This window comes from Pseudomonas hydrolytica, from assembly GCF_021495345.1.
In the GTDB taxonomy this organism is placed as follows: domain Bacteria; phylum Pseudomonadota; class Gammaproteobacteria; order Pseudomonadales; family Pseudomonadaceae; genus Aquipseudomonas; species Aquipseudomonas hydrolytica.
In genome coordinates this window covers 99,429-120,034 of sequence record NZ_CP099397.1, presented here as the reverse complement: position 1 = coordinate 120,034, position 20,606 = coordinate 99,429, and the positions used below count along the sequence as shown (strand labels likewise).

The window sequence follows — 20,606 nt, the reverse complement described above, 5'->3', positions numbered from 1 at the left end:
TTACCCCCGCAGCGCCTCCAGGCGCTGCTTCTGCCGCCCCGCCTCATCGAAGTTTTCCTCAGCTAGCCAGCGCGCGAAGGCCTCGCGGCATGCCGGCCATTCCCCGTCGATGATGGAGAACCAGGCCGTGTCACGGTTGCGGCCCTTGCGCACCATGTGCTGACGGAACAGCCCTTCCCGGGTGAAGCCGAAGCGCTCGGCGGCGCGCAGCGAGCGGGCATTGGCCGCGTCGCACTTCCATTCCAGGCGGCGATAGCCGAGATCGTCGAAGGCGTGGCGCGCCAGCAGATAGACCGCCTCGGTCGCGTCCGGGGTGCGCTGCATCGGCGCGCCGAAGGCGACGTGGCCGATTTCGATGCTGCCGTCCTGCGCGGTGATACGCAGGTAGCTGAACAGCCCCAGGGCGCGGCCGCTGGCCAGGTCGACCACCGCATAGAACAGCGGGTCATGGCTCTGCGCATTGCCGGCCAGCCAGGTATCGAAGACGCCTCGCTCGGTGAAGGGGCCGTAGGGCAGATAATCCCAAAGCGCCGGGTCCGGCCCCTGCAGCGCGCGCCACAGATCATCACCATGCCGCGTGACATCGAGTGCTTCGAGACGCACGAAACGGCCCTGCAGCACGCGCTGGTCCGGGGTTGGACGGGGTTGCCAATGAGCAAGATCACGCGTCATCAGAAGAGCTTCCTGTACTGGATGAAACCGGAGCGGTCACCGATACGGTCGTAGAGCATACGCCCCTGGTAGTTGCTTTCCTGGGTCAGCCAATGCACGCGGCTGGCACCAGCAGCGCGCGCCTCGGCGTAGACATGCTCGATCAGTGCGCGGCCTACGCCGCCGCCGCGAATGTGCTCGGCGACGAACAGATCCTGCAGGTAGCAGTAGTCACCACTCGTCCAGCAACTGCGGTGGTAGATGAAGTGCACCAGGCCGACCGCCTCGCCGTCCTGCCAGGCCAGGGCGGCGTGCATCGGCTCGGCCGGGTCGAGAAAGCGCTGCCAGGTGAGGGCGCTGGTCTCGGCTGGAATTTCGGCCTGGTAGAAACGCTGGTAAGCCTGCCAGAGCGGCAGCCAGGCGGCGTGATCGGCAGCGGTGATGGGGCGGATATCGAGCATGAGGGCCTTCCTTTGGTGATCAGTCGGTGGGATTCATCCGTGCCGCCAGTTCGTGGTCGCGCGGGTTGTTGGACGTTGCCAGGCCGGTACGCACGCCGGCCTGGTCGTTGCTCGAACGGTTCTGGCTGAGCTTCCATTTGCCTTCGAGTCGGCGAATCGGCAGGGCGAAGCCGACGATGGCGCGCAGCATGCTGTCGATGTAGTCGCGCGGCGCATCGCTGACCGCCCAGGGCTGCGGGCGCCCTTGTTCGTGGCGCTCGCTGAGACGGCTGACCAGCTCGAGCAGGCGCTCGGGTTCGTCGAACACCTCGGCCTGGCCCCAGGCATGCACGGCGATGTAATTCCAGGTCGGCACCACCTTGCCGTGCTCGGCCTTGGCCGGATACCAGCCGGGATGCACGTAGGCGTCCGCTCCGCTGAACACCACCAGCGCCTCGGCGCCAGCGGCCAGGTCGCGCCAGTGCCCATTGGCGCGGGCGAAGTGGCCGTACAGGGTGCCGAACTCGCCTTCGCCAGGCTCGAGCAGCAACGGCAGATGGCTGGCCTGCAGGCCCTGCGCACCGCTGCTGGTCACGATGGCCAGGCCGCTGGCGTGGATCTGCGCGTGCAGGGTGGGCAGATCGTCCTGGCGAAAGGCGGCGGGGCAATACATGGCGGCATCTCCTGGCGTGATGGAGCCATGCTAGGCAGGATATTGGCCTGACGTAAGATCCATTGCCGACGACTTCGATAGAGCCAATTTATCCATCATGAAACGCTCGCCCGCCTTGCCCTTCGACCTTTCCGGCATTCATCTGCAGCCCGGCCAGGGGCTGGCGCGCCAGCTCTACCAGACCTTGCGAGAGCGCATCCTCGACGGTCGCCTGGCCGGAGGCACGCGCCTGCCGGCCAGCCGTGAGCTGGCCGCGCTGCTTGGTATCTCGCGCAATACCGTGACCCGCGCGCTGGACCAGCTGTATGCCGAGGGCTACGTGAACGGGCGGGTCGGCGATGGCACCTACGTCGCCGAGCTGATGCGCCACCGGCCTGCCCCGGTGGCAGCCGTCGCCCCGGCAGCGGCCAGCCCGGCACTGCAGTTGTTGCAGAGCCATCACCTGGCGATGCCCGCCGCGGGCGCACCGCGCGCCTTTCGTATCGGCGTGCCGGCTTTCGACCTGTTCCCCTTCGCGACCTGGTCACGTCTGCAGGCGCGCTTCTGGCGCAAACCCTCGCTGGCACGGCTGGGCTATGGCGACCCCGCTGGCGACCTGCAGCTGCGCGAATTGATCGCCGCCTACCTGCGCAACAGCCGCGGCCTGACCTGCGAGGCGCAGCAGGTACTGATCACCTGTGGCTCGCAGCAGGCCATCAGCCTCTGCGCGCAGTTGCTGATTCAACCGGGCGAGCGCGTGGCCATCGAAAACCCCGGCTACCGCGCGGCGGGCCATGCCTTCGCGGTGGCCGGCGCGCAGCTGTGCGGCGTGGCGGTAGACGGCGAAGGCCTGGACGTCGACGCCCTGCAGCGCGTGAACGAGTGCCGGCTGGCCTATGTCACGCCCGCGCATCAGTACCCCACCGGCGTCACCCTGTCGCTACCCAGGCGCCTGGCCTTGCTGGAGTGGGCCAAGCGCGTCAACGGCTGGATCATCGAGGACGATTACGACGGCGAGTACCGCTACAGCGGTACACCACTCGCGCCACTGGCAGCGCTGGACGAGCAGCAGCGGGTGATCTACATCGGCACCTTCGGCAAGCTCGCCTTCCCGGCGCTGCGCCTGGGGTATCTGGTGCTGCCGCCGGCGCTGGCCGAGAGCTTCGCGAGGCGCCAGGCGCTGGAGATACGCCACTCGGAGGTCGGCACCCAGGCGGTGATGGCCGAGTTCATCGCCGCCGGGCACTTCCAGCGCCATGTGCGGCGCATGCGTCAGGCTGCGCGCAGCCGCCGCGACGCGCTGATCGAGGCCTGGCCGCAGGCGATTCCCGGATGCTCACCGTTGCCGGCGGTTGAGGCCGGCCTGCACCTGAGCATCAGGGTCGAGAGCCTGGCCCGTGAGCGTGAGCTGATCGGCTCCGCACGCGCAGCCGGCATCGAGATGAACCCCTTGAGCGGTTACTGGCTACCCGGCAGCGAAACAGCCGAGGACGCCCGCGCCGGGCTGGTGCTGGGTTTTGCGGCAGTGCCCGAGGCGCAGATCGTCGAGGCGGTGCAGACGCTACGCCAGGCGTGGGGGCTGTAACGCAGGCCAACCGGCGGTGCGCGCGGCGCACCCTACGGCGGCCACAAAAAAAAGGGATGGCCGAGGCCATCCCTGAAGGTTGAGGCTGGTGAAGGCCTCCTATGAAAGCGGTTGCTCAGGCAGCGTTGTCGCTGTTGTAGATCTCGCGATCCAGCTCCTTCTCGCTGCTGCCCACCAGGGTGGTGGTCATCAGGTCACCGGCGACGTTCACCGTGGTGCGCGCCATGTCGAGGATGCGGTCGATACCGGCGATCAGCGCCACGCCTTCCAGCGGCAGGCCGACCGAGGTCAGCACCAGGCCGAGCATGATCAGGCCGGCGCCGGGTACGCCGGCGGTGCCGACCGAAGCCAGGGTGGCGGTGAGGATGATCATCAGGTACTGGCCGGCATTCAGGTCGATGCCGAAGGCCTGGGCGATGAACAGCGCCAGCACGCCCTGGTAGATGGCGGTGCCGTCCATGTTGATGGTGGCGCCCACCGGTAACACGAAGCCAGCCACGCCCTGCGACACGCCGAGGTTCTTGCGCGCACACTCGATGGACACCGGCAGGGTGCCGGAGCTGCTCGAGGTACTGAAGGCCACCGCCAGCGCCGGGGCGATGCCGCGGAAGAAACGCAGCGGGCTGAGGCGCGCCAGGCCGCCGATCAGGCCGCCGTAGATCAGCAGCATGTGGGCGATGCTGGCCAGGTAGATCACCCCGATCACCCCGGCCAGCGGCAGCAATACCTCGATGCCGTGGGAAGCGACCACGCCGGCAATAAGCGCGAACACGCCGATGGGGGCGAAGCGCATCACCAGGTCGGTGAGCTTGTAGAACACCTCGGCCAGGCTGTCGAACAGCTTGGCCACCGGCGCGGCCTTCTCGCCGATCAGGTTCATGCTCACGCCCAGGGCGATGGCGAAGACGATGATCTGCAGGATGTTGCCTTCGGCGAAGGCCGTCACCGGGTTGGTCGGCACCAGCCCCACCAGGATCTGCACCAGCGAGGGCGCCTGCTTGGCCTCTTCGCTGCCGCTGGCGACCATGTTCATGCCCTCACCGGGGCTGAACAGGGTGCCGAAGGCCAGGCCGATGCTCACCGCGAAGGCGGTGGTGATCAGGTAGATGGCGATGGTCTTGACGCTGATGCGGCCGAGCTTGGCGCTGTCGCTCATGGCTGTGATGCCCGCCACCAGGGAGACGAACACCAGCGGCACGATCAGCATCTTGATCGCGTTGAGGAACAGCGCGCCGACCGGCGCCAGCGCCAGGGCGAGGCTCTTGGACAGCATGCCGACCACCACGCCGAGCACCAGGCCGACGAGGATCTGCTGCCACAGCGGCACGCGCGCAAGCAGGGAAAGGGAAGCGGTATTGCTCTGACTCATATGTTGTACACCCGGATTGTCGTTTTTGTGGGGCCGTCTGCGCGGCCTTCAGCGGTGCCGCCCCATGAACAGGCTCGAGGGCGGAAATGAACACGCCGCCCAAGGGGCGGCGTGCGTCATTCGATGAATCAGCCCTGCAGCGGAACCAGGCGCGGGGCGATCATGTTCTCGGGGCGCAGGATGTCGGCCAGGGTGGCCTCGTCCAGCAGCTGCTCCTCGCGCACCAGCTCCAGTACGCCGCGCCCGCTTTCCAGGGCGACCTTGGCGATGCGGGTGGCGTTCTCGTAGCCGATGTAGGGGTTGAGCGCGGTGATCAGACCGATGGAGTTCTCCATCAGTTCGCGGCAGCGCGTCTCGTTGGCGGTGATGCCGTCGATGCACAGCTCGCGCAGCATGTCCATGGCGCGGGTCAGCAGGCGGATCGAGTCGAAGATCTTGTAGGCGATCAGCGGCTCCATCACGTTCAGCTGCAGCTGGCCGCCCTCGGCCGCCATGGTCAGCGCCAGGTCGTTACCGATCACTTCGAAGGCCACCTGGTTGACCGCCTCGGGGATCACCGGGTTGACCTTGCCCGGCATGATCGAGCTGCCCGGCTGACGCGCCGGCAGGTTGATCTCGTTGATGCCGGTACGCGGGCCGCTGGAGAGCAGGCGCAGGTCGTTGCAGATCTTCGACAGCTTGACCGCGGTGCGCTTGAGCATGCCGGAGAACAGCACGAAGGCGCCCATGTCGCTGGTGGCTTCGATCAAGTCGGCAGCCGGGGTCAGCGGGTGGCCGCTGATGATGGCCAGGCGCTTGACCGCCAGGGCCTGGTATTTCGGGTCGGCGTTGATACCGGTGCCGATGGCGGTACCGCCCAGGTTGACTTCAGTGAGCAGGGTCGGCGCCAGCAGTTTCAGGTGCTGCAGGTCTTCGCCCAGGGTGGTGGCGAAGGCGCGGAATTCCTGGCCGAGGGTCATCGGCACGGCGTCCTGCAGCTGGGTGCGGCCCATCTTCAGCACGTGGCCGAACTCCAGGCCCTTGGCGGCGAAGGACTGGATCAGCTTGTCCAGCGCGCTGAGCAGGCTGTCGTGGCCGAGCAGCAGGCCGAGACGGATGGCGGTCGGGTAGGCGTCGTTGGTCGACTGCGCCATGTTCACGTCGTTGTTCGGGTGCAGGTGCTGGTACTGGCCCTTCTCATGCCCCATGGCCTCGAGGGCGATGTTGGCGATCACCTCGTTGGCATTCATGTTGGTCGAGGTACCGGCGCCGCCCTGGATCATGTCGACCACGAACTGCTCGTGGAACTCGCCCTGGATGATGCGTGCGCAGGCGGTGCTGATCGCCGTGTGCTTTGCCGCGGACAGGTGGCCCAGCTCGCGGTTGGCGTCGGCCGAGGCCTGCTTGACCATGGCCAGGCCGATCACCAGTTTCGGGTAATGCGACAGCGGCACGCCGGACAGGCGGAAGTTCTGCACGGCGCGCAGGGTCTGGATGCCGTAGTAGGCATCGGCGGGGACTTCGAGGGTGCCGAGCAGGTCTTTTTCGACGCGAACAGATGCAGCAGAGGACATGATAGAGATGACTCTTGGGAAATACGGCGAGTGCCGCGATGCCCATAGAATATGGGCTTGTGCCGTTTCGCCTCCAATGCCGTTGCTTGCTGCCCTATGCACAATCGGCATAATGTCGATGTGACCGCGAAGCAGCAGCAAACGTAGGGTGGGTTAGCCACGTACCACCGAAGGCAAATGCCAGGCTGATGGCGATGCGGCGTAACCCACCCTTGGCGCTGCGTTCAGCCGGATGCAATCCGCGCCAACGTGACGGGCCAACCCCGGCTTGCATCCGGACTACGGAGACGCGATGAATCTGGAAACCAAATGGCTGGAGGACTTCATCGCCCTGGCCGCCACCCGCAGCTTCTCCCAGGCGGCGGACAAGCGCTTCGTCACCCAGCCGGCCTTCAGCCGGCGCATCCGCAGCCTGGAGGCGATGCTCGGCCTGACCCTGGTGGATCGCTCCTGCACCCCCATCGAACTGACCGAGGCCGGGCGGCTGTTTCTGGTCACCGCGCGCAGCCTGGTCGAGCAGCTCGGCGAAGTGGTGCGTCATCTGCACAATCTGGAGGGCCAGCAGGGCGAGGTGTTGTCGATCGCCGCTGCCCACTCGCTGACCCTGGGCTTCTTCCCCGAATGGATCGCCCGCCTGCGCCGCGAAGGCCTGCCACTGACCACCCGCCTGGTGGCGACCAACGTCGGCGAGGCGGTGCACTCGCTGCGTGAAGGCGCCTGCGACCTGATCCTTGCCTACTACGACCCTGACGCTGCATTGCAGATGGACCCGGAGATCTTTCCCTCGCTGCACCTGGGCACCACCTCCATGCTGCCGGTGTGCGCGGTTGGCGAGGCCGGCGCGCCGCTGTTCGACCTCGACGGCGGGCAGAGCGTGCCTCTGCTGGCCTACAGCGCCGGTGCCTTCCTCGGTCGCTCCGTCAATCTGCTGCTGCGCCAGCGCGCCCTGCGCTCGACCACGGTGTACGAGACCGCCATGGCCGACAGCCTCAAGAGCATGGCGCTACAAGGCATGGGCGTGGCCTGGGTGCCGCGGCTGTCGGTGACGGCGGAACTGGGCCGTGGCGAGCTGGCGATCTGCGGCGGCGAACACTGGCAGATCCCGCTGGAAATCCGCCTGTACCGCTGCGCCCTGGTACGCAAGGCGGCGGTGCGCCTGCTGTGGCGCAAGCTGGAGGGTGGCCTGGCCATGTAGGTGAGCGGCGGGAGCCGGATAGCTGGTGCGCGCGGCGCACCCTACGGCCTGGCGCCTAGGTCGCGGCAGCACGCTCTCGTAGGGTGTCGCGGGGCCGCCTAGGCCATGTGCACCACAGGCGACCGGATATTCGCCCCGGACTACGCCGCCGTGCAGGCGGAACCTGCCGCGGCGCCCAGTTGGCCATCGAGAAACTCCAGCACCCGCCGCGCATAGGCCTCCGGCTGGGCGACATAGGCCAGGGTATGATCGGCGCCCGGTACCTGCCAGAACTCGCAATGGGTGGCGGCGGTCAGCGCCGCGTGCAGTTGCTGGCCGTCCGCGAGCGGGGTGTGGCGATCCGCCTCGCCGTAGATCAGCAGCAGCGGCGGGCGGCCGACCAGGCGCTGCGCGGCATGCAACGGACGCAGACGCCGTTCGCCGGCCGGATAGACCAGGCGGCTGAGCTGGATGCCCAGGCGCGGCAGCGGATAGGGCCGCCAGAAGTGCAGCAGGGTGGGGAAGGCCGACTCCAGCACCGCCGCCTTGAACGGATGCTGCGCCAGCGCCAGGGCGCACAGGCCCATGGCCGCCCCCATCGAGGCGCCGAGCAGCGCCACCGGCAGGTCCGGGTAGCGCGCCTGCAGCGCCTGCCCGGCGGCGAGCACGTCGAGCGGGTAGTCCATGGTGGTGGAACTGCTCTCGCCGAAGCCGTTGAGATCGAACAGCATCACGTGATAACCGGCCGCACGCAGCAGTTCGGCATGCCCGTGCTTGAGCCAGAAGCCCTTGGCCGCGGTGCCCATCGGGTGGCACAGCAGCACCGCGCCGCGCACCTGCCCCGCGTGCGCCTCGCCCAGCAGCGCGGCCAGGCTGGCCCCCGATTCGCTGGTCAGCGCCAGACGCTGCCAACGCGCCGCATCGACCTGTTCGGGCCAGCGCCAGGGCTTCATGAAGCGCCCGAAAAAGGGTTTTTTGAAGAGCCGGTAGGCTGTATGTTTCATCGCCGCTGTTCTCCTGCCTGATGGGTCGCGGGCCGCCAGTGGCGCCCGGGTGAGGCCATGCTAGGAAGCGCAGCGGCGCCTCACCATGGGCAAAAACGACCAATAACAGGCGGATAATTCCGCCAGCGGGGCGGGAAGGATGAAGGTCACGGTGGTGATGGCCGAGCGCTGCTCGGCCACCAGCGTCTCGGCGGCGCTGGAGTTTCTCGAATGCGCCAACGTGCTGCAGCGCTTTCTCACCGGCGACCCGGCGGCGACGCCGTTCGAGGTGCACAGCGCCTCCCTCGACGGCGCCCCGGTGGAGTGCACCGGCGGCTTGCGCCTGACCCCGCAGCGGGCGCTGAGCGAGGTGCCGCACAGCGACCTGGTGATAGTGCCCGGCTTCATGTTCAACATCCTCGCCGTACTGCCGGCCCTGGAGCCGCTGAGCGCCTGGCTGCGCGAGCGCCATGCGCAGGGCAGCTACATTGCCAGCATGTGCACCGGCACCTTCGTCACCGCCCAGGCCGGCCTGCTCGACGGTCGCCGCGCCACCACCCACTGGATCTTCAGCGAGCAGTTCGCCCGGCGTTTTCCGCGGGTGCTGCTGCAGGCCGAACGCAGCGTCACCGACGACGGCCAGCTGCTGTGCTCGGCCGGCTCCACCACCGGCAGCGATCTGCTGTTGCACATCATCCGCCGCTTCGCTTCGCCGCAGCTGGCCATCGAGTGCTCGAAGAAGCTCCTGGTCGACAGCGCCGAGCGCCTGCAGACGCCCTACATGAGCGCCTCGTTCAACAAGGCGCACCAGGACGCCGAGGTGCTCAGGGTGCAGATCTGGCTGGAGAAGCACAGCGCCGAGCGCATCGTCCTCGACGAGGTTGCCGCGCGCTTCGCCCTGAGCCCGCGCAATCTGATCCGCCGCTTCAAGGACGCCACCGGGCAGACGCCGGTGCAGTACCTGCAGAACCTGCGGCTGGAGCGGGCCAAGCACCTGCTGGAGGCCAGCCAGGAGAACTTCGAGCGCATCACCCAGCAGGTCGGCTACGAGGACGGCAGCTCCTTCCGCCGCCTGTTCAAGGAACGCGTCGGCCTGTCGCCGGGCGCCTACCGGCGACGCTTCAACCGCCCTGCCTGAGCGCCCCGCCAGCGGGGCGCCCGGCCGACGCTCACTTGCCCGACTTGATCGATGTCCAGGCGCGCGTACGCACTCGCTCGATCTTCTGCGGCAGCGGCTGCACCACGTACAGCGACTTCTGCAGCTCCGGCGTCGGCGTCAGGTCGGCATCGTCGGCGATCTCCGCGCCCACCAGCTGCATGCCCGGCACGTTGGGGTTGGGGTAGCCGAGAAAATCGCTGATCGGCGCGATCACCTTGGGTTCGAGCAGGTGGTTGATGAAGGCATGGGCTTCATCGACGTTCTGCGCGCTCTTGGGGATGGCCCAGGTGTCGAACCAGATCGGCGCGCCTTCCTTGGGCAGGCGCCAGTTGATCACCACGCCGTTGCCGGCTTCCTTGGCGCGGTTGGCGAACTGGTAGAAGCTGCCGGAGTAGCCGATGGCCACGCAGATGTCGCCGTTGGCGATGTCGGTCATGTACTTGGCCGAATGAAAGTAGGCCACGTAGGGGCGTACCTTGAGCAGCAGCTCGGTGACCTTGTCGTAGTCGGCGGGATTGCTGCTGTTGGGGTCCAGGCCCAGGTAGTGCAGGGCGATGGGGATGATCTCGGTGGGCGAGTCGAGCATGGCCACGCCGCAGGATTTCAGCTTCTCCATGTACTCGGGCTTGAACACCAGGTCCCAGCTGTTGACCGGCGCATCGTCGCCGAGCGCGGCCTTGACCTTGTCCGGGTTGTAGCCGATCAGCACGGTGCCGTACATGTAGGGCACGCCGTACTGGTTGCCGGGGTCGTTCTTCTCCAGCAGGCCGAGCAGTACCGGGTCGAGGTTCTGCCAGTTGGGCAGCTTGGACTTGTCCAGCGGGGCGAACACGCCGGCCTTGATCTGGGTTTCGAGGAACTGGTTGGAGGGGATCACCAGGTCATAGCCGGAGTTTCCGGTGAGCAGCTTGGCTTCCAGCGCCTCGTTGGTCTCGAAGGTGTCCCAGGTGATGCGGATGCCGGACTCCTTCTGAAAGTCCTTGGGCACCTCCGGGAGGATGTAGTCGGCCCAGTTGTATACGCGCAGCTCCTTGGCCTGCACCGCGCCGCTGAGCAGGGTGGCGCCGCACAGGGCGACGCCGAGCATCTGTTTGATGGCTTTCATCGTTTCTCACCCCTGAAATGTTGCTCTTGTTTGGCAGGTTCTTGATCGCTGACGAGGCGCCATTCAGGCGCCCTCGAAGCCTTCCAGCACGTTGACCGCGTTGACGCCGATGGCCTCCACCGCGTAGCCGCCTTCCATGATGAACAGCGTCGGCAGGCCTAGTGCGGCGATACGCCGGCCCATGGCCAGGTAGTCCGGGCTGTCGAGCTTGAACTGCGAGATCGGGTCTTCCATGTAGGTGTCCACGCCCAGCGACACCACCAGCACCTCGGCGCCGTAGTCGGCGATGCGCTGGCAGGCCTGTTCCAGCGCGGCGTTCCAGGTGTCCCAGGAACTGCCCATGGGCAACGGGTAGTTGAAGTTGTAGCCCTCGCCGGCGCCCTCGCCCAGTTCGTCGGCGTAACCGAGGAAGAACGGGAACTCCTCGGCCGGGTCGCCGTGGATCGAGGCGAACAGCACGTCGCTGCGCCGGTAGAAGATGTCCTGGGTGCCGTTGCCGTGGTGGTAGTCGACATCGAGGATGGCGACTTTTTTGCGGCCCTGGTCGAGAAACGCCTGGGCGGCAATGGCGGCGTTGTTCAGGTAGCAGTAGCCGCCCATCAGGTCACCGGCGGCATGGTGGCCTGGCGGGCGGCACAGGGCGAAGGCGCTGTGGGCACCGTTGGCAATCTCCTGCTGGGCGCTGAGCGCGACCTGGGCAGCGCTGTAGGCGGCCTGCCAGGTGCCGGCGGTGATCGGCGCGCCGCCATCGAAACTGTAGTAGCCGAGCTGGCCGTGCAGGTCGTTGGGGATCATCGTGCGCAGGGTGCGCGCCGGCCAGGTGAACGGCAGCAGATCGCCCTTGCCGCCCTGCTCCTGCCAGCGCGCCCAGGCGCCCTTGAAGAATTCCAGGTAGGCCTTGCTGTGGATGCGCTCGATGGGCGCCAGGCCGAAATCCTTGGGTGCGCGGATTTCGCCGAGCTGGCGATCCTTGACCCGTTGCAGGATATGGTCGGCGCGCTGCGGCTTCTCGAAGCAGGGCATCAGCTGCCCGTCGATCAGCTCGCATTTGCCGTGGTGCAGGTGGTGGTCGTCACTGTAGTAGGTGAGCATGCGAAGCGGCTCCGGTCTTGTTGTCGTGCCCGGATTGTTCGCCCGCGCCGCGCCGTCGGAAACGCTGGCAACGGCCAAAAGGGGATCGAAATGGCCAAAAATTGCCGGAGGTTCTTGTCAGGGCCACCGGGGCCGGCAAGCCACGAACGCCGGCCCGTAGGGTGCGCTGCGCGCACCGCCTGGCAACGCAGCACCGAAAGGCATGCTCCGGATCCGGGAAAACCGCGGTGCGCACGGCGCACCCTACGCCCGAGTGCAATCCGAGGCAGGGCCTGGGCTCCGGCTCTACGGTCGTCTCAAGCAACGAACGCTGGTGCATGCCGTAGGGTGCGCTGCGCGCACCACCTGGCAACGCAGCACCGAAAAGCATGCTCCAGATCCAGGAAAGCCGCGGTGCGCACGGCGCACCCTACGCTTGGATGAATCCGGCATTCGGCGTCTCAAGCGCGAAAGCGGCTCGGCGGTACACCGCTCCAGCGCTGGAAGGCATGGCGGAAGCTGGCGGTCTCGCTGAAGCCGAGCACCTCGGCGATGCGGTACACCGGCCATTGCTCCTCGCTGAGCAGCGCCTTGGCGCGCTCGAAGCGCAGCTCGTCGAGCAGGCCCTGGTAGCTGGTACCCAGCTCCTGCAGGTGGCGACGCAGCGTGCGCGGTGAGCAGTGCATCTGCTGCGCCAGATTTTCCAGCCCCGGCGGCTCGGCCAGTTGCACGGCGAGCAGCTGGCGTACCCGTTCCAGCCAGGCCTGGCGGCTGCTGAACTCGGCGTTCAGGCGGCGACAGCGTTCCACCATGTCGCCATGGGTGACGCTGTCGGCCAGCGGCAGGCGGCACTCCAGCAGCGCCGCGGGAAAGGCGAAGGCATTGCGCCGCGCCGCGAAACGCAGCGGACAGGGAAAGCTCTGCGCATAGCGCTCGACGTAATGCGGCTCGGCATAGCTGAATTCGGCGCGCGCCAGCGCCAGCGGCTGGCCCAGCAGCTCGTCACCGATCAGTTTCAGCGAGGCCAGGCACATTTCCACGTTGAACACTTCCAGTGTCGCGGCATCGCGATAGCCACCCGCGCAGATCCAGGCCAGCTCGCCCTCCACCTGCAGCTCCAGGCGGAAGTATGTGCCGAGCAGCGCCGGGTACTGCAGCAGCAGGCGCCAGGCGTCACCAAAGGTGGCAGCCGAGAGCGCGGCGTAACCAAGCAGCCCATAGGAGGAAACATGCAGACTGCGCCCCAGCTCCAGCCCCATGTCGGCGCGCAGGGCCAGGGCGTTGGCACAGACCTGCAGCTCCTGCACCCGGGTGATGCGAGCATCGGGGCACTCCAGCTCGGCCGCACCGATGCCGCTGCCGGCCAGCAGTTGCGGCTGCAGTTCGGGCTGGTCGGCGAAGCGTTGCAGGATCAGGGAAACCACGTGCAGGGTGGTCAGCGGGGCATGCAGCATGATGCGTTCCGTGTGCGCAGGTGCGCATAGCAACGCAAGAAACATGCCGCGGGATGGGGAGCGCACCCGCTCGACGCAATCAGCGATTACGCAAAATGGCGTTGATGAAATCGCCCTGATTCGGTTCGTCCTTGAGGGTGGTGAACGAGAGTTGGCCATCGTGCTCGCGCAGCTTCATGCTGTCACCGAATCGGCATTCGACGCCCTTGATGGTGCTGGCCTCGCTCTTGTAGCTGTCGGCGCGGCCGCAAAGGCTGGCCATCTGGCTGACCACTTCGCCGCAGAAATGCGGCACGCTGACGCTCATCAGCAGGTCGTCGTTGAAAGCGCTCCAGTCCACCCTGGTCGCCAGCGGCGTGCCACAGGCCTGGGTCGCTTCGAGGTCCATCTGCTGCAGGCGTGCGCTGTAGTCCTGCACCCGCTTCTTGCGATCGAAGGCAGCGAGGCGAGCCTGCAGGCCGGCCTTTTCCTGGCGCTTGTACAACGCCAGCAGCTCGCTCTGCTTGAGGGCCTTGGTCTTCGTCTCGTTGTAACCCAGCTCGAAGCCTTCGGTGCCCGGCAGGTTGAGCTGAAAACTCTCGCCGCTCCAGGCACGACGCTTGTTCAGCAGGTTGTAGTCACGACCGTCGAGGCGAATGCCGTAGTCGCGCTGCTCGTTGCCCAGCTCGCGCACCTGGGTGAGGAACACCACCTCGTCGAGCGGATGGTTGATGCCCTTGACCTGCACCAGGGCCTGCTTGCCGTCGGCGGTCGGGGCGAGGGTCAGGCTGACGCCCTGGCCGGCATCGAACACCTGAGGATGCCTGGCCAACTCCAGGGCGGCGGCCTGCAGCGAGAGCAGAAAAAGGGCAACGAGCGAAACGTACTGTTTCATGGCGATACGTCCTTGTATGGATGAAAAGTGAGCAGTATAGACCGCAGCCCGAACTGCGGTCTGTGCGACGCTCGGCACCAGAATCTGTAGGAAAACGGCTCGCGCTAGAACTGCAGCACCATGCGTCCCTCGATCTGCCCCTGGCGCATCTGCTCGAAGATGGCGTTGATGTTGTCCAGCCTGTCGCGGTGCACCGTGGCCCTGACCAGGCCTTCGCCGGCGAAGTCCAGCGCTTCCTGCAGATCGGCGCGGGTGCCGACGATGGAGCCGGTGATGCTGATGGCCTTGAGCACCACGTCAAAGATCGGCGTCGGGAAGTCACCCGGCGGCAGGCCGACCAGGGCCACCGTACCGTGCCGACGCGCCATGCCGATGGCCTGGCCGAAGGCGGCGTTGGACACCGCGGTGACCAGCACGCCGTGGGCGCCGCCGATCTCGCGTTGCACCACCTCGGCCGGATTTTCCTGGCGTGCGTTGATGGTCAGGCTGGCGCCGAGCCTGCGCGCCAGCTCCAGCTTGGCGTCGTCGACATCCACCGCGACCACGTGCAGGCCCATGGCGCGGGCGTACTGCACGGCGACGTGACCGAGGCCGCCGATACCGGAGATGGCCACCCACTGGCCGGGCCGCGCCCTCGTTTCCTTGAGGCCCTTGTACACCGTCACCCCGGCACAGAGGATCGGCGCGATCTCGAGGAAGTCGACGTTCTTCGGCAGGATGCCGACGTAGTTGGGGTCAGCCAGCACGTACTCGGCATAGCCGCCGTTGATCGAGTAGCCGGTGTTCTGCTGGCTCTCGCAGAGCGTCTCCCAGCCGGTCAGGCAATGCTCGCAGCAGCCACAGGCGCTGTACAGCCAGGGCACGCCGACACGGTCGCCCTCCTTGACCCGGGTCACGCCGCTGCCGACCGCCGCCACGTAGCCCACCCCTTCATGGCCGGGAATGAACGGCAGGCTCGGCTTCACCGGCCAGTCGCCCTCGGCTGCGTGCAGGTCGGTGTGGCAGACGCCGGAAGCCTCGATCTTCACCAGAATCTGCCCCGGGCCGGGTAGCGGGGTTTTCACCTCCTCGATACGCAGCGGCTGGCCGAAGGCGTGGACCACTGCGGCTTTCATGGTCGGGTTCATGCGCGGTTCCTCCTGCATGCGAGTGTCTGCCCAGTGTGCGCGCGCAGCCTGCGCGGGCATTGCTCCAGAGCAAGGTTTAGGCGGTTTTGCCGCATGCCCGGGGCCTGCATGACAAACGGTCGTCGCCACTGCCCGCCAACGGCGGCTTTGCGTTATACTGCGCGGCCTTCGGCCGGCAGCACCCGGCCAACGAATCATGACAAGCCACGCTGGCCCGCCCGCGTGGCTTGTTGGTTTTTGATGCGCCGTGAGGCGCCCAAGAGAAGAGGCACGACGATGAGCGCACTGGTTGGCGTGATCATGGGCTCCAAGTCCGATTGGTCCACCCTTAGCCACACCGCCGAGATGCTGGACAAGCTGGGCATTCCCCACGAGGTCAAGGTGGTCTCCGCCCACCGTACCCCGGACCTGCTGTTCCAGTACGCCGAAGAGGCGGAAGCCCGCGGCATCCAGGTGATCATCGCCGGTGCCGGTGGCGCCGCTCACCTGCCGGGCATGTGCGCGGCCAAGACCCACCTGCCGGTGCTTGGCGTGCCGGTGCAGTCGTCCATGCTCTCGGGCGTCGACTCGCTGCTGTCGATCGTGCAGATGCCGGCCGGCATCCCGGTCGCCACCCTGGCCATCGGCAAGGCCGGCGCGGTCAACGCCGCCCTGCTCGCCGCCAGCATCCTCGGTCACCAGCACCCGCAGTTCCACGCGGCGCTCAAGCAGTTCCGCCAGGAGCAGACCGATACCGTGCTGAGCAACCCGGACCCGCGCGAGGCATGATGCGATGAAAATCGGTGTGATCGGTGGCGGCCAGCTGGGCCGCATGATGGCCCTGGCAGGTACGCCGCTGGGCATGAACTTCGCCTTCCTCGACCCGGCGCCGGACGCCTGCGCCCAGGCGCTTGGCGAGCATATCCGCGCCGACTACGGCGATCAGGATCACCTGCGCCAGCTGGCCGACGAGGTCGATCTGGTCACCTTCGAATTCGAGAGCGTGCCGGCGGAAACCGTGGCCTTCCTCTCGCAGTTCGTGCCGGTCTACCCGAGCGCCGAAGCCCTGCGCATCGCCCGCGACCGCTGGTTCGAGAAGTCCATGTTCCGCGAACTGGGCATTCCCACTCCGGAGTTCGCCGATATCCAGTCGCAGACCGACCTCGATGCCGCGGTGGCCAGCATCGGTCTGCCGGCAGTGATGAAGACCCGCACCCTGGGCTACGACGGCAAGGGCCAGAAGGTCCTGCGCAAGCCGGAAGACGTCACCGGCGCCTTCGCCGAGCTGGGCAGCGTGCCGTGCATCCTCGAAGGCTTCGTACCCTTCAGCGGCGAGGTGTCGCTGATCGCCGTGCGTGCCCGCGACGGTGAAACCCGCTTCTACCCGCTGGTGCACAACACCCACGACAGCGGCATCCTCGCCCTGTCCATCGCCAGCACCGATCATCCGCTGCAGGCGCTGGCCGAAGACTATGTCGGCCGCGTGCTGGACAAGCTCGACTACGTCGGCGTGCTGGCCTTCGAGTTCTTCGAGGTGGACGGTGGCCTCAAGGCCAACGAGATCGCCCCGCGCGTGCACAACTCCGGGCACTGGACCATCGAGGGCGCCGAGTGCAGCCAGTTCGAGAACCATCTGCGTGCCGTCGCCGGCCTGCCGCTGGGCTCCACCGCCAAGCTGGGCGAGAGCGCCATGCTCAATTTCATCGGCGAAGTGCCGCCGGTGGACAAGGTGATCAGCATCGCCGACTGCCATCTGCACCACTACGGCAAGGCCTTCAAGGTCGGCCGCAAGGTCGGTCATGCCACCCTGCGCAGTGCCGATCGGGCCACCCTGAATACCGGCATCGCAGCGGTTCAGGCCCTGATCGCCAAGGGCTGAAAGGGCGATTCAGAGCTAGACTCCTGAACGACGGCCGTCGTCCAAGAGCCTATTCATGAAGCGCCTGCTTGCCTTCCTGCCCATGCTCTTTGCCCTGACCTGCGTCGGGGCGCAGGAGGTTCTGCGGGTCGACTTCCGCGAACGCCCGCCGGAAATGCGCGCAGTCGACGGCATCCCCAGCGGCCCGCTGATCAGCGTGCTGGAAACCGCCGCGCAGCGCATCGGCGTGCGCCTGCACTGGCGCCAGGCGCCCTTCCTGCGCAGCCTCGACGACCTGCGCTCGGGCCGCGTCGATCTGGTACCGCGCGTGCTGCTCACCGACCAGCGCCGCGAGTACATCCACTTTCTGCCGAGCATCGGCAACCAGCAGCTGAACATCCGCTTCGTCGTCCATCCGGGGCGCGAAGCCGGGCTGAAACGCTATGAGGATCTGCACCGTCTCTCGGTAGGGGTCAAACGCGGCACGGTCTATTTCGAACCGTTCGACAGCGACGAGCGCCTGGCAAGGGCCTATGCCAGCGACGATGCACAGCTGGCCGCGATGTTTCGCGCCGGACGCCTCGACACCATTGCCGTGCTGGACATGATGCCGATGGAGGCGCAGTTCACCGCACTGGGCTTTGAGGACTTCAGCTATGCCCATTACGCGCACCGCCAGGTGCTCGGCAATCACTTCGGCGCCTCGCTCAAGCGCTACCGCAGCGACCGCCGGGAACTCTACGACCGTCTGGCCGGCGAGCTCGAGCGCATGCGCGACGAGGGAGAAGTCGCCCTGATCTACCGACGCTATGGCGTGCTGCCACCGGATGAGGCGAACTGACGGCCACCCCTGCCTGTCCCATGCAGCGTCTGCCGCCTGCGCGGCTTCATCCAGGAGATACGCCAATGGGTATTATCGGCACCATTTTCATCGGTCTGATCGTCGGCCTCGTCGCTCGCTTCCTCAAACCCGGCGATGACAGCATGGGCTGGATCATGACCATCCTGCTCGGCATCGGCGGCTCCATCGCCGCCACCTACGGCGGCCAGGCGCTGGGCATCTATGAAGCCGGGGAAGCCGCCGGTTTCATCGGTGCGGTGATCGGCGCCGTCGTTCTGCTGGTAATCTACGGCGCGATCAAGAAAGGCTGAGCCCTCTTGCGGAGCCGGTCCGTCAGCACCTTCCGGGCGCCGACGCGCCGGCCCCGATCGTCTCCCGCCGTCACGAGATACCACACACCATGCACCACCTGCTTCTCGCCCTGCTGCTGTGCACCGGCCTGGCCCACGCCGAACTGCCGGAAACCGACTGGCTCGACCTGATGCCGCCCGAGGACCGCAAGGCCCTCGAGGAGATGCCCGAAATCAGCCACGACAGCCCGGAGGGTGACAGCACCTTTTACAGCGAAGGCGGCCTGCGCCAGCAGGATCAGGATCTGCCGGCGGTGATGTACTCGACCAAGACCGTGCCCGAGCTCGATGGCCAGGCCATTCGCCTGGGCGGCTACCCGGTGCCGCTGGAGAACGACGAGAAGGGCAACAGCACCCTGTTCTTCCTGGTGCCCTACCCGGGTGCCTGCATTCATGTCCCGCCACCGCCGCCCAACCAGCTGGTGCTGGTGCGCTACCCCAAGGGCATCCCGCTCGAGGACATCTACGCCCCGCTGTGGGTGAGCGGCACGCTGAAGGTGGAACAGATCAGCAACGACCTGGCCGACGCCGCCTACGCCATGGACGCCGGCGAAGTCCGCCTGGTGACCGACGAAGACCTCTACTGATCGCTCTGGAGCCCGTACCGTAAACCGCGCAGCGGGCCGCCTGACTGTCACCGCCTCCCATGCGGCTCGGCCTCCGTTGCGCGTCGTCGATTCGCCATGCAACTGCCATCACTCGGTCATTTTGCCGACATGCGCCTGTCCCATCCTGCTCCCTCCAACCAGCAAGGGAGCCTTCCATGCACAAGTCAGTTCTCGCCGCCGGCCTGCTCGCCTGCGGCCTGGCCCACGCCGCCGCCTCGCCCAAAACCATCCAGCTGACGCCGCTCGGCAGTTACAGCAGCGGCCTGTTCGGCCAGTCGGCAGCGGAGATCGTCGCTCATGACCCGGCCAGCCAGCGGCTGTTCGTGGTCAACGCCGCCAGCGGCCTGATCGACGTGCTGGATATACGCGAGCCGAGCCGGCCCACGCTACTGTTCAACCTCGACCTGTCTGCCCATGGCGGAGCGGTGAACAGCGTCGCGGTGCGCGACGGGTTGATCGCCGCAGCGGTGGAAAACCGGGTGAGAACCGAGCCCGGTCGCGCCGTGTTCCTCAATCGCGACGGCCAGGTACTGGCCTCGGTGCAGGTCGGTGCCCTGCCGGACATGCTCGTCTTCACTCCGGACGGCAAACACCTGCTGGTGGCCAACGAAGGCGAGCCGAGCGACGACTACCTGACCGATCCGGAAGGCTCGGTGAGCATCGTCGACCTGCCGAAGGACATCACCAAACTGACCCAGGCCCAGGTCCGTACCGCTGACTTCCGCGCCTTCTCCCGCGCCGACCTGGACCCGTCGGTACGCATCTTCGGCCCCAATGCCAGTGTCGCCCGGGACCTGGAACCGGAGTACATCAGCGTCGCCCACGACTCCAAAACCGCCTGGGTGACCCTGCAGGAAAACAACGCGGTGGCCGTGCTGGATATCAAGCGCGGCCAGTTCAAGGCCATCCACGGGCTCGGCTTCAAGGACCACAGCCTGGCCGGCAACGAACTGGACGCCAGCGACCGCGACAACCAGATCAATATCCGTAACTGGCCGGTGCTGGGCATGTACCAACCCGACGCCATCGCCAGCTACCAGTACCGCGGGCGCACCTACCTGGTCACCGCCAACGAGGGCGACGCGCGCGACTACCCCGGATTCAGCGAAGAGGTGCGCCTGGGCAGCGCCAACTACCCGCTCAGCCCGCTGCACTTCCCGGATGCCGCCAGCCTCAAGCAGAACGCCAACCTTGGCCGCCTGACCGTTTCCACTGCCAGCGGCTACAACCCGGCCAGCGGCCACTACGAAGCCATCCACGCCTTTGGTGGACGTTCCTTTTCGATCTGGAGCGAAGACCTCACCCAGGTCTACGACAGCGGCGCCGACTTCGAGCGCATCACCGCCGCGGCCAATCCGCAGTTCTTCAACTCCGACCACGCCAGCAACAGCTTCGACAACCGCAGCGACAACAAGGGCCCGGAGCCGGAGGGCGTGACCCTGGCCAAGCTGTGGGGCAAGACCTACGCCTTCATCGGCCTGGAGCGCATCGGTGGAGTGATGGTCTATGACATCAGCCAGCCGCAGGCGCCGCAGTTCGTGCAGTACTTCAACAATCGCGACTTCGCCGCGACTCCAGGCAGCGCCACCGCGGGCGATCTGGGCCCCGAGGGGCTGATGGTGATCGAAGCCGAACACAGCCCGATCGGCGTGCCGCTGCTGGTGGTAGGCAACGAAGTCAGCGGCACCACCAGTTTGTTCCGTATCGATCGTCAGCATCGCTGAACGGAGCCGGCGGGCACACAAAGGCCGGTCGCGCGACCGGCCTTTGCAC

The 20,606-nt window shown here is 66.8% G+C and carries 20 protein-coding genes; 9 read left to right on the top strand and 11 right to left on the bottom strand.

Annotated features, from left to right (window positions below; all coding sequences use genetic code 11):
• Genes L1F06_RS00530 through L1F06_RS00520 form a run of 3 tightly spaced genes read right to left on the bottom strand, consistent with a single transcriptional unit; the run spans position 1 to position 1,764 of the window.
• Complete coding sequence (locus tag L1F06_RS00530) at positions 1 to 672, bottom strand: GNAT family N-acetyltransferase (RefSeq protein WP_129483224.1); 672 nt, start codon at positions 670 to 672, stop codon at positions 1 to 3.
• On the bottom strand, positions 672 to 1,112 hold the full coding sequence (locus L1F06_RS00525) for a GNAT family N-acetyltransferase (protein WP_129483223.1): 441 nt from the start codon (positions 1,110 to 1,112) through the stop codon (positions 672 to 674). Before L1F06_RS00525 ends, L1F06_RS00530 begins: the two co-directional genes overlap by 1 nt.
• A 19-nt stretch (positions 1,113 to 1,131) precedes the next feature.
• Positions 1,132 to 1,764 (bottom strand): FMN-binding negative transcriptional regulator, encoded by a 633-nt coding sequence (locus tag L1F06_RS00520; RefSeq protein WP_129483222.1) that lies wholly within the window; start codon positions 1,762 to 1,764, stop codon positions 1,132 to 1,134.
• Between the two features lie 97 nt (positions 1,765 to 1,861).
• Here L1F06_RS00520 and pdxR point away from each other — a divergent pair, with 97 nt between their 5' ends.
• A complete protein-coding gene (gene pdxR / locus L1F06_RS00515) occupies positions 1,862 to 3,328 on the top strand; it encodes a MocR-like pyridoxine biosynthesis transcription factor PdxR (protein ID WP_129483221.1) in 1,467 nt (488 codons plus the stop codon).
• A gap of 115 nt (positions 3,329 to 3,443) precedes the next feature.
• Here pdxR and L1F06_RS00510 read toward each other — a convergent pair whose 3' ends face one another.
• Both L1F06_RS00510 and aspA read right to left on the bottom strand, forming a co-directional pair.
• On the bottom strand, positions 3,444 to 4,697 hold the full coding sequence (locus L1F06_RS00510; RefSeq protein ID WP_011920458.1) for a dicarboxylate/amino acid:cation symporter: 1,254 nt from the start codon (positions 4,695 to 4,697) through the stop codon (positions 3,444 to 3,446).
• Between the two features lie 128 nt (positions 4,698 to 4,825).
• Complete coding sequence (gene aspA, locus L1F06_RS00505) at positions 4,826 to 6,250, bottom strand: aspartate ammonia-lyase (RefSeq protein ID WP_011920457.1); 1,425 nt, start codon at positions 6,248 to 6,250, stop codon at positions 4,826 to 4,828.
• 292 nt (positions 6,251 to 6,542) lie between these two features.
• On the opposite strand from aspA, the gene L1F06_RS00500 reads away from it, so the two are divergent.
• Complete coding sequence (locus L1F06_RS00500) at positions 6,543 to 7,445, top strand: LysR substrate-binding domain-containing protein (RefSeq protein ID WP_003242125.1); 903 nt, start codon at positions 6,543 to 6,545, stop codon at positions 7,443 to 7,445.
• 140 nt (positions 7,446 to 7,585) lie between these two features.
• Here the strand turns inward: L1F06_RS00500 and L1F06_RS00495 are convergent, their stop codons facing one another.
• Positions 7,586 to 8,428 carry an alpha/beta hydrolase family protein gene (locus tag L1F06_RS00495; protein WP_129483220.1) on the bottom strand — a complete coding sequence of 281 codons (843 nt, stop codon included), beginning with the start codon at positions 8,426 to 8,428 and terminating at the stop codon, positions 7,586 to 7,588.
• Between the two features lie 139 nt (positions 8,429 to 8,567).
• Between L1F06_RS00495 and L1F06_RS00490 the strand changes: the two genes are divergently transcribed.
• Entirely contained in the window at positions 8,568 to 9,545 is a 978-nt protein-coding gene (locus L1F06_RS00490; protein WP_129483219.1) for a GlxA family transcriptional regulator, read from the top strand.
• Between the two features lie 31 nt (positions 9,546 to 9,576).
• Here the strand turns inward: L1F06_RS00490 and L1F06_RS00485 are convergent, their stop codons facing one another.
• The 5 genes from L1F06_RS00485 to adhP form a co-directional block, all read right to left on the bottom strand.
• Positions 9,577 to 10,671, bottom strand: coding sequence for a polyamine ABC transporter substrate-binding protein (locus L1F06_RS00485; protein WP_129483218.1), 1,095 nt, complete (start codon positions 10,669 to 10,671; stop codon positions 9,577 to 9,579).
• Positions 10,672 to 10,734: 63 nt separating this feature from the next.
• The gene (locus L1F06_RS00480) at positions 10,735 to 11,763 is read right to left on the bottom strand and encodes a histone deacetylase family protein (RefSeq protein WP_129483217.1); all 1,029 of its coding nucleotides are present in this window, start codon (positions 11,761 to 11,763) and stop codon (positions 10,735 to 10,737) included.
• A gap of 440 nt (positions 11,764 to 12,203) precedes the next feature.
• Positions 12,204 to 13,196: an AraC family transcriptional regulator gene (locus L1F06_RS00475; protein WP_129483216.1), complete on the bottom strand. Its 993-nt coding sequence runs from the start codon at positions 13,194 to 13,196 to the stop codon at positions 12,204 to 12,206.
• 79 nt (positions 13,197 to 13,275) lie between these two features.
• Positions 13,276 to 14,070 carry a hypothetical protein gene (locus tag L1F06_RS00470; protein ID WP_129483215.1) on the bottom strand — a complete coding sequence of 265 codons (795 nt, stop codon included), beginning with the start codon at positions 14,068 to 14,070 and terminating at the stop codon, positions 13,276 to 13,278.
• Between the two features lie 104 nt (positions 14,071 to 14,174).
• A complete protein-coding gene (adhP, locus tag L1F06_RS00465) occupies positions 14,175 to 15,197 on the bottom strand; it encodes an alcohol dehydrogenase AdhP (RefSeq protein ID WP_129483214.1) in 1,023 nt (340 codons plus the stop codon).
• Between the two features lie 276 nt (positions 15,198 to 15,473).
• Here adhP and purE point away from each other — a divergent pair, with 276 nt between their 5' ends.
• From purE to L1F06_RS00435, 6 genes are all read left to right on the top strand, one after another.
• Positions 15,474 to 15,965: a 5-(carboxyamino)imidazole ribonucleotide mutase gene (gene purE / locus L1F06_RS00460; protein ID WP_003242109.1), complete on the top strand. Its 492-nt coding sequence runs from the start codon at positions 15,474 to 15,476 to the stop codon at positions 15,963 to 15,965.
• 4 nt (positions 15,966 to 15,969) lie between these two features.
• Positions 15,970 to 17,055, top strand: a complete 1,086-nt coding sequence (locus L1F06_RS00455; protein WP_129483213.1) for a 5-(carboxyamino)imidazole ribonucleotide synthase — start codon at positions 15,970 to 15,972, stop codon at positions 17,053 to 17,055.
• A 55-nt stretch (positions 17,056 to 17,110) separates the two neighbouring features.
• Positions 17,111 to 17,875: a substrate-binding periplasmic protein gene (locus L1F06_RS00450; protein WP_129483212.1), complete on the top strand. Its 765-nt coding sequence runs from the start codon at positions 17,111 to 17,113 to the stop codon at positions 17,873 to 17,875.
• Positions 17,876 to 17,940: 65 nt separating this feature from the next.
• The gene (locus L1F06_RS00445) at positions 17,941 to 18,186 is read left to right on the top strand and encodes a GlsB/YeaQ/YmgE family stress response membrane protein (protein WP_003242102.1); all 246 of its coding nucleotides are present in this window, start codon (positions 17,941 to 17,943) and stop codon (positions 18,184 to 18,186) included.
• Between the two features lie 89 nt (positions 18,187 to 18,275).
• Complete coding sequence (locus L1F06_RS00440; RefSeq protein WP_129483211.1) at positions 18,276 to 18,812, top strand: DUF3299 domain-containing protein; 537 nt, start codon at positions 18,276 to 18,278, stop codon at positions 18,810 to 18,812.
• A 176-nt stretch (positions 18,813 to 18,988) separates the two neighbouring features.
• Positions 18,989 to 20,557 carry a choice-of-anchor I family protein gene (locus L1F06_RS00435; protein ID WP_129483210.1) on the top strand — a complete coding sequence of 523 codons (1,569 nt, stop codon included), beginning with the start codon at positions 18,989 to 18,991 and terminating at the stop codon, positions 20,555 to 20,557.
• Positions 20,558 to 20,606: the final 49 nt, after the last annotated feature.